10 protein-coding genes and 2 pseudogenes are annotated in these 11,705 nt (G+C 52.7%); 3 read left to right on the top strand and 9 right to left on the bottom strand.

What is annotated here, in order from left to right; translation table 11 throughout:
• The first annotated feature begins 194 nt into the window (after nt 1-194).
• On the top strand, nt 195-1,607 hold the full coding sequence (gene trhP / locus M8006_RS03870) for a prephenate-dependent tRNA uridine(34) hydroxylase TrhP (protein ID WP_250080143.1): 1,413 nt from the start codon (nt 195-197) through the stop codon (nt 1,605-1,607).
• A gap of 89 nt (nt 1,608-1,696) precedes the next feature.
• Entirely contained in the window at nt 1,697-2,125 is a 429-nt protein-coding gene (locus M8006_RS03875) for an SRPBCC family protein (RefSeq protein ID WP_250080144.1), read from the top strand.
• A gap of 50 nt (nt 2,126-2,175) precedes the next feature.
• Here the strand turns inward: M8006_RS03875 and M8006_RS03880 are convergent, their stop codons facing one another.
• From M8006_RS03880 to M8006_RS03915, 8 genes are all read right to left on the bottom strand, one after another.
• Nucleotides 2,176-2,415 (bottom strand): DUF2789 domain-containing protein, encoded by a 240-nt coding sequence (locus tag M8006_RS03880; RefSeq protein ID WP_250080145.1) that lies wholly within the window; start codon nt 2,413-2,415, stop codon nt 2,176-2,178.
• 112 nt (nt 2,416-2,527) lie between these two features.
• Nucleotides 2,528-3,598, bottom strand: a complete 1,071-nt coding sequence (locus M8006_RS03885) for an asparaginase (protein ID WP_250080146.1) — start codon at nt 3,596-3,598, stop codon at nt 2,528-2,530.
• 33 nt (nt 3,599-3,631) lie between these two features.
• Nucleotides 3,632-4,831, bottom strand: a complete 1,200-nt coding sequence (locus M8006_RS03890; RefSeq protein ID WP_250080147.1) for an MFS transporter — start codon at nt 4,829-4,831, stop codon at nt 3,632-3,634.
• A 9-nt stretch (nt 4,832-4,840) separates the two neighbouring features.
• Nucleotides 4,841-5,344 carry a hypothetical protein gene (locus tag M8006_RS03895; RefSeq protein WP_250080148.1) on the bottom strand — a complete coding sequence of 168 codons (504 nt, stop codon included), beginning with the start codon at nt 5,342-5,344 and terminating at the stop codon, nt 4,841-4,843.
• Between the two features lie 90 nt (nt 5,345-5,434).
• Nucleotides 5,435-6,688 carry a DEAD/DEAH box helicase gene (locus tag M8006_RS03900; RefSeq protein WP_250080149.1) on the bottom strand — a complete coding sequence of 418 codons (1,254 nt, stop codon included), beginning with the start codon at nt 6,686-6,688 and terminating at the stop codon, nt 5,435-5,437.
• 162 nt (nt 6,689-6,850) lie between these two features.
• Complete coding sequence (locus M8006_RS03905; RefSeq protein WP_250080150.1) at nt 6,851-7,474, bottom strand: PqiC family protein; 624 nt, start codon at nt 7,472-7,474, stop codon at nt 6,851-6,853.
• A 31-nt stretch (nt 7,475-7,505) separates the two neighbouring features.
• Entirely contained in the window at nt 7,506-9,185 is a 1,680-nt protein-coding gene (gene pqiB / locus M8006_RS03910) for an intermembrane transport protein PqiB (RefSeq protein WP_250080151.1), read from the bottom strand.
• On the bottom strand, nt 9,178-10,599 hold the full coding sequence (locus tag M8006_RS03915; protein ID WP_250080152.1) for a paraquat-inducible protein A: 1,422 nt from the start codon (nt 10,597-10,599) through the stop codon (nt 9,178-9,180). Before M8006_RS03915 ends, pqiB begins: the two co-directional genes overlap by 8 nt.
• A gap of 152 nt (nt 10,600-10,751) precedes the next feature.
• Between M8006_RS03915 and M8006_RS03920 the strand changes: the two are divergent.
• A pseudogene (locus tag M8006_RS03920) lies at nt 10,752-11,589 on the top strand (sodium:calcium antiporter).
• 4 nt (nt 11,590-11,593) lie between these two features.
• Here M8006_RS03920 and M8006_RS03925 read toward each other — a convergent pair.
• A pseudogene (locus M8006_RS03925) lies at nt 11,594-11,705 on the bottom strand (IS5/IS1182 family transposase); the annotation flags it as partial.

Consider the following 11,705-nt stretch of genomic DNA (forward strand, 5'->3'; position numbering starts at 1 on the left):
AAACGTCTCTTGGTCGGAGAATTTATCTCTTCTCACAAGCGCGATGAGATTTCCTGCGCCGAGAAGCTTTCCGGGGTCCGGTCCGGAAGGCAGCTAGTGTACGTAACTCGTCTATCTCTGACCAGGTATGGCTGCCTAGTCAGTGAACGGGCAGCTTGGTACTATGCGCTCCACCTTATGAGTGGACATAGTAGATGAAAGCGCCTGAATTACTCTCACCCGCTGGCACCTTTAAAAATATGCGTTATGCGTTTGCCTATGGGGCGGATGCGGTTTACGCGGGGCAACCACGCTACTCGCTGCGGGTGCGTAATAACGACTTTAAAATCGATAACTTGCATAAAGGCATTACGTACGCCCACGAGCGTGGTAAGCAATTTTATGTCGCCTCCAATATTGCGCCGCATAATAGCAAGTTGAAAACTTATCTGCGCGATATGGAACCGGTGATTGAAGCAGGTCCTGACGCGTTGATCATGTCCGACCCCGGTTTGATCATGATGATTCGTGAGCGCTGGCCAGATCAGGTGATTCATCTTTCAGTGCAGTCTAACGTAGTCAACTGGGCGGCGGTCAAATTCTGGCAGCAGCAAGGTATCAGCCGCATTATTTTATCGCGCGAGCTGTCGCTTGCGGAGATTGCGGAAATCCGTGCGCAGTGCCCGGATATGGAAATTGAAACTTTTGTTCACGGGGCGCTGTGCATTGCGTATTCAGGCCGTTGTCTGCTCTCGGGCTATTTTAATCACCGCGATCCCAATCAGGGTACGTGCACCAACGCTTGCCGTTGGAAGTACAACACCGTGGCGGCTTCGCAGGATGAAACCGGCGATATTGTGCCGGCTAACTCGGCGCGCGCTCATTCGGCAAGCGGCATGTGGACACCCGGTGAAGGCGGGTTGATTGCCGCAGGCATTGGAAGTGTCGCGGAATCAACCGCCACCGCCGGTGGTATTGAAGGCCAGGACGAGCTTTCTGCGCTAATTGAAGATCGCACACGCCCCGGTGATCTCATGCCGGTCTTTGAAGATGAGCACGGCACCTATATCATGAACTCCAAAGACTTGCGCGCAGTTCAACACGTGCCGGCGTTGACCCGTATGGGGGTGACATCTCTAAAAATTGAGGGTCGCACTAAATCACATTACTATGTGGCACGCACTGCGCAGGTCTACCGTCGCGCCATTGACGACGCCGTGGCGGGCCGACCTTTCGATATGCGCTTAATGGATGAGCTCGATAATCTCGCCAACCGCGGCTATACCGAAGGGTTTTATCGCCGCCACGTTCACGACGAATACCAGAATTACCAGCAAGGCAACTCAATTGGTGTGCATCAACAGTTTGTCGGCGAGGTGATCAGCTATGATCCTGCTCGCGGCGAGCTAGAAATCGACGTGAAAAATCGTTTTGAAGTCGGTGATGGGGTGGAGCTGATGCTGCCGGGCGGTAATCGCCGCTTTGTGCTGGCGCATATCCAAAATAAGCGCGGCGAGTCCGTTGGTGCGGCGCCTGGCTCTGGCCATGTGGTGCGTATTCCTGTGCCTGGCGAGGCAATTTCACCTGAGCGCATCGAATTTGCCTTATTGATGCGTGATTTAACGTGACAGCGTGATGGGTGTCTATGCTAGCGACTCCATGGAGTCGCTAGGGCAAAAAGTGCTAGGCTGAGCCTCCACCAACGCGAGATGATTCTATGGCCACGATTCAGCACAGTGAAATCCTTTCTGCCACGCCTGCCAGCGTTTTTTCTTTGTTGAGTCATGTGGAGGATTTTGCTGATTATTCCGACCTGGTTCAGCGGATCGAATCGCTAGGCAACGACCGTTATCGCTGGTATGTGCGGGCGGTCGGCATGGACTGGACCTTTGACGTGGAGGTCACGGAAAAAAAGGCACCGGAGGTACTGGCGTGGAAATCGCTCAATGGCGTGAAAAATCAGGGGCGGTATCAGTTGCACCCAGTACCTGGTGGCACGGAAGTCTCGCTCTCCTTAACGTACGAGATCCGTAATCGGTTCGTCGAAAAAGCGGTGAATAAAGCCGTGAACCCATTGGTGGGGAAGGTAAGTCGACAAATTTTGGAGCGCGTACAAGCGAGACTTGACATAGAAAATGAGCGCTAAGCGATGGCATGTAACCCAATCACTTAACGGATTCTATTTCGATTGAACACTTAGTTGCTTTTGTGCATTGAGACGTCTAAATGGTCAACGACCTCGGCCCAGTCGGCGTCTTCACCTACGGCTTCGCGCAGCAATTCTGCTTGGCCTTCATTCCAACACGGTGCTTCAGCAAGAGGCATTTCTGCAGACAGCGGTGAGTGACGTTCGATAAAGCGCTCAATTGAAGCTGCGTCGTTGGCTAGCCCGAGTTGTTCAAACAGTTCGCTAAAGTGGTGAACCGGTTTATCCATCTATACTCTCCTTTCGATGCAGTCGATAACATGTAATTCGTCGCTACTCTCACCATAGCGCGTATGCGCGCTTATGCCACTATGACCTGATACTGGGTCACGATGAAATATACTATCGCTCGCCAACCAGTGACGTCACGAATTGTTGACGACGCTCGGCCTCAGTAAGAGGTTGTGCAAGCAAATGGATAAGCTTGGTGTAAGCTGCTTCAGGCGTCATGCCATCTCCCGATAACACGCCTGCTTCTCGTAAATCGTGGCCGGCGGCGTAGGCGCCAAGGTGGACACTACCTTGTGGGGCTTGGCTGATGGCCGCAATGAGTTTGCCTTCTCCTGTTGCCGCAGCAAGAGCCGCCACAAAATCGGGGTCGTTGGCGATATTACCCGCTCCCCATAGCTCTAGTAGTGCGCCTCGCACTCGGGCATCATTTAACCACGCTGCAAGTTGCCAAGCGGCCATACCGGGCCAGAGCGTTATTCTAATCACTTCGCCCTGATCAAGTGGGGCGTAGTCAGGCAGTTCAAAACGTGGCGCGCCGCGCTGTTGGTAGGAAAGGGCACGGCTTGGGTAATAGACGAAATCCTCTGCGACACGCTCACCCAGCGGGGGGTAATTGGGGCTTGTGAAAGCATTTGCCGCTTCGGTGTGTTGTTTTACAGCCCGCGTACCCCGCAGGAGTTGACCTGCGAAATAGACGGCGACTTCTCGCAGCGCTGATTGACCAGCAAAGTGTAACGCCCCTTGGATATTTTCGAGCGCATCGCTATTGGCGACTTCTAGCGGCTGCATGGCGCCAGTGACCACAACGGGCCTATCTAGCCCTTGTAGTTGATAGGCAAGGCTTGCCGCAGTCCAGCTTAAAGTGTCGGTGCCGTGGAGTACGACAAAGCCTCGATAATCGCTTAAGCGGGCATCAATATCAGTCGCAATGCGTTGCCAAGTAGTGGGCGTAGCAGCGCTTGAGTCAATGGGGGTCGAGTAGCTGATAAGATCAAACGCTGGAAGGTGTTGGCGCTCAGGCAAGGGTAGCTGTGTCAGCGCTTGGTCGAGGCGCTTATCGAAATGGCCACTAGGAACTAGGCCATTGGGGGAGACTTCCATGCCGATTGTGCCGCCAGTATAGATAATCAATATGCGCTCTTCAGACGGAGCGCACGCGGCTAAAGGAGAGGATGTGCTCATGGTAAAATTCCCGTTTGGAACGACTGGGCGAGGCTAGTAACGATGCACAATCAGCTCGCCATCTAAATGATCCAGCCGACGATTACGGCCAGCAAAGAGGGCAAACACACTGCACAGTGCCAGGATGGTGATTAGCATCCAAGTGATTTTCGAGGTTGTGGCTCCCGCTTGAAGCTGTAATCCCACGAGAAAGGGACCCATAGAGGCAAGCGTGTAGCCTCCGCCTTGTACCAAACCTGAAAGTTGTCCGGCAAGGCGTGAATTGGCCGTACGCAACACCAGCAAACTTAAGGCGAGGCTGAAACTTCCCCCTTGGCCCAACCCTAATAGAATAGCGCCTGGCCACTTCCATGTCATAGGCGCCATTAATAATAGCCAAAGCCCCGATGCGGTGAGGCATTGAACGAATAAAAGCGCTGGTCGCTGATCTCGTCCTAGCCGAGCGAGCCAAGGCGCGGTGAGTGCCGACACTAGTTGAAACATAATAGAAATCGCCATTGTCCAGCCTGCGGCGGCTTCGCTATAACCGCGACCAACCAAAAGCGAGGGCAGCCAGCCAAACACCACATACGCCATAGAGGACTGCAGCCCCATAAATAGCATGACATACCAAGTAAGCGGTTGATCTAAGAGTTTCAGTAAGCCGCTGGCTTGTGGCTGCATGATGGCTGTTTGGGGGCGGTTTGGCATGCTGAAATGCCAAAGAAGTAATGCGACGATGGCCAACAGTGACCAGCTCATTAAACTTGCTTGCCAGCCCCCCAATAGGTTCGTCAGCGGCACACTTAGCCCTGCACCAAGGGCCCCCCCCAAGCAGAGCGCCATGGTGTAAAGTCCGGTAACTAGGTCGGCACTGTCCGGTAGCTCGCGTTTCACCAATGCCGGTAATAACGTGCCACCTAAACCAATCGCACTTCCCGCAAGGGCTGAACCGATAAATAGGGCGCCGGGTAATGGCAACCCGCGCAGAATTAGCCCGGTGGCTAATAGGAGAAGCGCGGCACTTAGGGCGCGCTCGCTGCCTAAACGGATGGCAAGTAACGGTGCAAGCGGCGCCGTTAAGCCAAGAAATAGCACAGGCAGGGTGGTAAGCATCCCAGCGGCTGCGGGCGAGAGGCCCGCTGTTTCCTGTAGGCGAGTAAGTAATGGGGCAACCGAAGACATTGCCGGGCGTAAGTTAAGCCCTACCGCCACCATAAGCAGTAAAAATATGAACGAACGTCGCGAGAACATAGGCGGTGATTATTTTAAGTGCGGTCGTAAGTCGCCGCGCACAGCGTCTAATAGCGTGAGGAAGTGATAGCCTTCAGACGCATCAATGCAGTCAACCCTTGGTGTGGTGCGCATTCCCTTTTCCATTTGCAAGCGATCGTAAATCTCTAATGTCACTTTTCGCGCGGGTTTATCACCGGGTTGCATGATGCCGTCTTCGAGCGTAAACGTTTCCAAAAGGGTAGCCCGCACGCGCGTTTGATTGCTTTCACTTAACATACGGCGAATAAATAGCCAGCCTTCGCACACCAGCGCGTCTTCGTTGTCGTGGCTGCGAAGAAATAGCGTTCGATAGCAAGCGCCCTCCGTGGCGGCTTTTTCTGCCATGCTACGGTAACCCTGCGCTACTTGTGTTGCGCTAGCCCGTGCTTGTTCAATACGTTGATCAATACCCTGATGTTCGCGGCTAAGCTGCTCTTGACGTTGAAAAGTGAGCCAGCGGCGATAGTCCGCCATAAGTTGAGACGACGCCATTAGTCACTCCACTGTGGTGATTTAGTTATGGTTGATAAAAACATGTGCGATACCATCGCATATTCCTTATACATGAGCTAGCCGCAAGGGTTAGTGGCGTGAGCGCCTAGCCTGTTGATTACTGGTTGGTTTGCCTTTACGCGGGGTGCGCTGCTGCCGGCGGCCGTTTTCAATTGGCTGTGGTGTCGCATTGGGGTCGGGTTCAAAACCAGGCTCGGTATGCCGCGTGAGAGGCTGTTTAATCAGCTTCTCAATGTTTTTGAGTAGGCTATTTTCGTCAACACAGACAAGCGATACAGCCTCACCCTGACGCCCTGCGCGGCCTGTACGCCCAATGCGGTGTACGTAATCTTCGGCGACGTTGGGTAAATCAAAATTTACCACATGGGGTAGATCGTCGATATCCAGGCCACGCGCGGCAATATCAGTGGCGACGAGAACTTGTAAGTCACCACTTTTAAAGGACTCAAGTGCCCGGGTTCGCGCGCCTTGGCTTTTATTGCCATGGATAGCCATCGCCGGAATAGACTGCTTGGAGAGCTGTTCCGCTAAGCGATTAGCCCCGTGCTTTGTGCGGGTGAAGACCAGCACTTGAAACCAGCGATGCTTTTCGATGAGATGGGCAAGTAATTCACGCTTTTTTTCGCGGTCAACGCGATATACCGATTGTTCAATTTTTTCAGCGGTAGTATTGCGTGGAGCGACTTCGATAAACGCAGGGTCGTTTAGGAGCTGCTTTGCCAGTGTCTGAATTTCATTGGAGAACGTCGCCGAAAAAAGTAAGTTCTGGCGCTGTTTTGGTAACAAACGCAGCAATCGCTTAATGTCATGGATAAAGCCCATGTCGAGCATGCGATCAGCTTCATCCAATATCAGGGTTTCAATTTGTGAGAGATCGACATGCCCCTGCTGATGTAGGTCAAGTAGCCGCCCAGGCGTGGCTATTAGTACATCAACACCATGTTTTAATGCGTCAACTTGGGGTTGTTGCCCAACACCGCCGAAAATTACGAGCGACTTCAGTGGTAAGTAGCGACCATAATCCCGCACGCTTTCGGCTACCTGCGCGGCGAGTTCGCGCGTCGGGGTCAGGACTAACGCCCGGATGTGATATTTTTGGCTCTTGGTCGATTGGCTTAGACGCTGCAGAAGCGGCAGGGTAAAGCCCGCGGTTTTGCCGGTGCCGGTTTGGGCACTGGCGAGTAAATCGCGACCTCCCAGGATAACGGGAATGGCTTGAACTTGGATCGGGCTGGGGTGTGTATAGCCCTTGGCTTTAACGGCTTTTAAAAGGTCTTCTGATAGGGATAGGTCAGAAAAAGTAACAACGGAAGAAGCGTGCATAGTGTCTCCGCGCAGCTAAAGGTGCCACGCTTTTGAAATAGTGAAGCTGAATTCTCAGCATCTATAAAGGGAAGAACAAATATTCGACTGTCTATCATCATAACATGTCGAAAACCCTGCAGGCATGAATCCTACAGGGCCAATATATCGCTTAAAGCGAGCCTACTGAGGCAAATAGCCTTTTTGGGTCAAGGTGGAGGCAATATCGGCGGCAACATTTTTCCAACTTTGGCTAAGCGCACGAACGAGTGCCGGGTAGCCATCGTCTTTTAACGCTGTGCGGGTTTGAAAGCGCTCGACGTGTAATAGCTTATTTTGCGCGTCGCGCAGTTGCCACTGGCCGCTAGCAACCGCGTAGCCATCGTAACGACCATGAAACTCATCGACATCTAACCGTAGCATGAAGGCGTTATCGCTTCCCGCGTTGCTATTTACCACCTGAACCTCTTTTAATGCGGCAGCGAGATCATCACGTAAGTTGCGCGCTAATTGGCGGTTTAATCCCTCTGCCCACTGATGTTCGCGCGCTTCGCGCATTTCGATATCGTCGAGTTGCATGATAATGCCGTCAACATCGAGGTAATGTGCTAAACGCACTGAATTAATATTTAGCTCCGCCTTGGTAGATTTGGGCACATGGTGCTGATTGACGCTGGGGAGTACATAGCGCGTAGGCGGTGAAACGCTGCTCGCACAAGCGCCCAGCAATAGGCCGAGAAGTAATGCCAGTAATGCTGGTCGTGCGCATTGTGCCCATTGGGTTGTTTTTTTTCCCTTATATATCATTGTCTCTTTTGCCCTTTCGGAAACATACGCCTTAATCACGCGGTGAGCGGGGAATGGGATCTTGTGTCTCGACGTTATCAAATAAAAGCGCGCGCGGATTTTCGTTTAGTGTTCGCGTCAGCGGTTGTAAGTCGCGGAGCAGGCGGTCTATCCGATCAGCCGTAGAGATAAGCTCTTGATAGGCCGGCGAGCTTGGGGACATGCCCTCTAGTGTCGTGCGTAACGCTTCAAGCGTCGTATTGATATTGCCACCGACGGCTTGCGTTTCAGGGTCGTTGAGTAGCTGATTAAGGGATTGAGATAGTGTGTTTACCTCCTTCAGCACTGCTTCCGACGCTGCCAAGTTTCGGTTTAGGCCTGTTAGCAGGGGTTCCACCTCAAGCTCGTTAACTTTATCAAGCAGGGCGATGATCTGTGACTGAATTTGAGCAAAATCGCCTGCCACCGTTGGGAAGACGGTGTGCCCGGCGAAGGTTTCGGCCTGATACTCTTCATTATTGTCACGCTGGAAGTTTAGGTCGACAAATAGAGCGCCCGTAAGCAAATTGCCACTTTTCAGCGAGGCGCGAAGTCCTATGCTGAACATGCGCTTAAAGCGTTCGTCCCACTCATTTAAATCAATGTCAGCACTTTCGATACCAAGTCGCTGCGGTTCAATACGAATCAGTACAGGAATAGCAAAACGCGCACGCGAGTCAGACTGTGGTGCAGTGAAATTCCAAGGGACGGCGGCAACGGTGCCAACACGGACACCGCGAAATTCGACGGATGCGCTTTTGCTCAGACCGCGAACAGACTCGTCAACAAGCAGCACATATTCAAGGTAACGGTTAAAGGTTCCTTCCCGGGCGCTTTTTTCATCGGCATAGAGATTGAAACGGGTATTGGCATCAACAGGCTGACCCATGGGTAGGTCTTCCGGCACACCAAAAGTCGCCCCGCCACCAAATAGCGCCTCAAGTGATTCAAGGTTGACGCGAAGGCCATTGGCATCCAGTTGAAAATCGATACCACTAGCGACCCAAAAGCGCGTGCTGTCTGTGACTAAATTGGCGTAAGGCTCTTCTATGTAGACTTGGTGATGCATGGTGCGTGCTTCAGCGTTGAAATTAGCTTCTTCAACACGCCCTACGGTATACCCTTGGTAGGAAACAGGGTCGTTCACATTGAGCGAATTGCCTAATTGACTTACAAGGTTAAGCTTCAATCCAGCATCACCTGAGGGTGCAACGGGAGGCGTGCCACTAACACGAAACTCACGTTTTGGTTGCTCAGCATTGCCAGGCTCCAGCTGTATATAGGCACCTGAAAGGACAGTGCCAAGGCCACTGATCCCTTCACGGCCGATGCGTGGCTTAACGACCCAGAAACGGCTCTCTTCATTGAGCATCGACTCGGCATTTGGGTTAATACGAGCGGCAATAACAGCGTGAGAGAGATCGTCGGAAAGCTGAACACTCTCTACCCGGCCAACCTCGACGCTGCGGCTGCGGATGAGTGTTTTTCCGGCTTCGATGCCTTCTGCGTTTTCCGTGGTCAGTGTGATTAGCGTTCCGCGACTAGAGTAATTGTCATACACCAACCACATGCCGATAATGATGGCAACGAGCGGGATTATCCAAATGGGAGACAGTCGTGCCTGTGGCGAAGGCTTGGCGCGGTGCAGGTCTTTTTCATCCGTGGGGTGTTGTGTTGAGTTCTCGTTAGTCATCAACATTTCCTGAGTAACGCGGGGGTGGTGTGTCCCAGATGAGGCGCGGGTCAAAGGTCATGGCGGCCAGCATGGTAAATACGACAACGGCGCCAAAGGCGAGCGCTGCGGAACCCGGTGTTATCGACATGAGAGAGCCCGCGCGTATTAATGCAACTAGGATGGCGACGACAAAAACGTCGACCATCGACCAGCGCCCGATGAATTCGGTGACGCGATATAGCACTGTGCGTTTGTGGGCATTTATTTCATTACTGCGTCTAACTACGAGGCAAAGCCACGTAAGTGCGACCAGTTTCCCCACGGGAACAATCACGCTGGCAATAAAAATAACCGCTGCAATTGGCCAGGAACCCATCTGGGCAAGCTCAACCACGCCGCCAATGATCGTAGAGGTAGAGGTGTTTCCTAGGCTTGTAGTATTCATTATGGGGTAAAGGTTAGCAGGAATATACATGACCGTCGCGGCGATAATCAGTGCCCATGTGCGCTGTAAGCTATGGGGTAATCGGTTGTGAAGTGGCTCGTGGCAGCGTAAACAGCGCGTCTTTTTTGCCGTTGGATCGAGGCGGTTGATTAGGCCGCAAGTGTGGCAGCCCGCTAAACCTTGCGCCGAAGCAGTGACAGCCGTGCGTGTACCTTCCGGGGCTCGCGGTTCGCCCTTATCGAGTGAAAACCACATCCAGTCGGCATCAAGCGACTGAGTGGTGGCGAGTAGCAATACGGCAAAAGCGCAGAAGCCCCAAAAAGAAGCGCCTAGCTCTATCTGTGCCATGCCGGCAATTTTTATTAAGCTGACCAGTGCGCCAATAATAAAGACGTCTGCCATTAGCCAAGGCGCTAAGTGAGATAAAGAGCGTGCGATGTCGCGGCTGAACGGCAAAGGGCGGTCACGCAGAAGCCCAAACTGAAGCCAGGTTATCCCCATCAAATAAACGGCAGGTAGCACCACAATGGTCATGATAACGGCAATGGCAACCAGCGGCTGATCAAAGGCAATCAAGGTGGTGGCTGTTTGCGTAAGCTCAATACGGTTGCCAACCCCGCTGACACTAAAACTGACAAAAGGAAATGAGATAGCGACCAGTAGCGCGACCAGGGCCGACATCGCCAGTGCCATGCTGCGTTGTGCTGGGTAGCGATGACGTCTCACAAGCGTATAGCCACAACGTGGGCAAGTGGCCTTTTCATCGGATTTAAGCGGCGGTAATGCGCTGACCCAGTCGCACTCGTGGCAGGTCCTCAGCCGCCTACGCTGAGTACGAACCTCTGGCGGGGCGTGATCAACGCCCGATATAGGCGGTGTCAGTAAACGCGGTTTGGCCAGCCGATAAGGGATGACGCGAAAAAGCCCCGTGTGCTTTTGGGGTGAGCGCAAATTGGAGGAGTGGGGGTCACGCAATGAGCGCCTCATAAAGTTTCGCCATGTATGATGCTAATATGCCGACCTTACGACACGAGTCAAGCCTTAGTACAAATAGCATGAAATGCTTGACCTGTCTGTCTGCTTGCTTGCACAACGATGTTCGCGCAGTTGTGCCTGGTCCTGCCATTTAAGGAAATAACATGTTGCTGCCAATACTTTCTGTCGTTGGGGGGGGGATTTTACTTATTTGGAGTGCTGAAAAATTTATCGAAGGGGCGGCCGCAACATCGCACTGGCTGGGGTTGTCGCCGCTTCTTATCGGGATGCTGGTGATTGGCTTCGGGACTTCTGCACCCGAGATGATGGTGTCAGTTCTGGCTGCATGGCAAGGAAGCCCAGGGTTAGCGGTAGGGAACGCCTATGGCTCCAATATCGCTAATATTGGCTTAGTGTTGGGGTTTGTGGCGTTATTGGCACCGCTTGCTGTTCACTCAAGCGTTATTCGTAGAGAGATGCCTGTGCTCCTGGCCGTTACTCTCCTCACTGGACTGATATTATGGGATGGTTTTGTGGCGCGCTGGGAGGCGATCATCTTGTTGTTGGTGCTTTTCACATTCATCACTGATAGGTCTTGCGCTTTTGGTGGCAAACTCCTGGTTTCTTGTGTGGGGTGCGGTTGAAATCGCGACGGCTTACGGTGTCAGTGAGCTTATTATTGGTCTTACGGTGGTGGCTATAGGGACTTCACTACCTGAGTTGGCCTCGTCTATTAGTGCGTTAAGGCGTAACGAGCACGATATGGTGCTGGGCAATGTAGTTGGTTCTAATTTATTTAATACGCTGGGAGTGGTGGGGCTGGCCGGCGTGATTACGCCCATTCAAACAGGTAGTGAGGTTTTATCACGCGATTGGGTGGTAATGATCGTGATGACCACCCTTATGGTTGTGTTTGCCTTTTCTTGGAGAGGACGGTCAAGGCGCATCAGCCGTGCTGAAGGGGGAGTGCTTCTTCTGCTATTTATTGCTTGGGCCTGTTGACGTTTCACATTGGGAGCCATAAAAAACCGCACGCCAAAGCCACCATGCTTTCGTAGTTTCGCTTCAGTTTATCGTAGCGCGTCGCTATGGCGCGATACGATTTTAAACGGGCAAAG

It is taken from the genome of Halomonas llamarensis (assembly GCF_023555005.1).
Classification (GTDB): domain Bacteria; phylum Pseudomonadota; class Gammaproteobacteria; order Pseudomonadales; family Halomonadaceae; genus Vreelandella; species Vreelandella llamarensis.

Bases quoted from the DNA above. Each gene is read 5' to 3' on its own strand.
- trhP (WP_250080143.1), top strand. From the start codon at position 195: ATGAAAGCGCCTGAATTACTCTCACCCGCTGGCACCTTTAAAAATATG.
- M8006_RS03875 (WP_250080144.1), top strand. From the start codon at position 1,697: ATGGCCACGATTCAGCACAGTGAAATCCTTTCTGCCACGCCTGCCAGC.
- M8006_RS03880 (WP_250080145.1), bottom strand. From the start codon at position 2,415: ATGGATAAACCGGTTCACCACTTTAGCGAACTGTTTGAACAACTCGGG.
- M8006_RS03885 (WP_250080146.1), bottom strand. From the start codon at position 3,598: ATGAGCACATCCTCTCCTTTAGCCGCGTGCGCTCCGTCTGAAGAGCGC.
- M8006_RS03890 (WP_250080147.1), bottom strand. From the start codon at position 4,831: ATGTTCTCGCGACGTTCGTTCATATTTTTACTGCTTATGGTGGCGGTA.
- M8006_RS03895 (WP_250080148.1), bottom strand. From the start codon at position 5,344: ATGGCGTCGTCTCAACTTATGGCGGACTATCGCCGCTGGCTCACTTTT.
- M8006_RS03900 (WP_250080149.1), bottom strand. From the start codon at position 6,688: ATGCACGCTTCTTCCGTTGTTACTTTTTCTGACCTATCCCTATCAGAA.
- M8006_RS03905 (WP_250080150.1), bottom strand. From the start codon at position 7,474: ATGATATATAAGGGAAAAAAAACAACCCAATGGGCACAATGCGCACGA.
- pqiB (WP_250080151.1), bottom strand. From the start codon at position 9,185: ATGACTAACGAGAACTCAACACAACACCCCACGGATGAAAAAGACCTG.
- M8006_RS03915 (WP_250080152.1), bottom strand. From the start codon at position 10,599: ATGAGGCGCTCATTGCGTGACCCCCACTCCTCCAATTTGCGCTCACCC.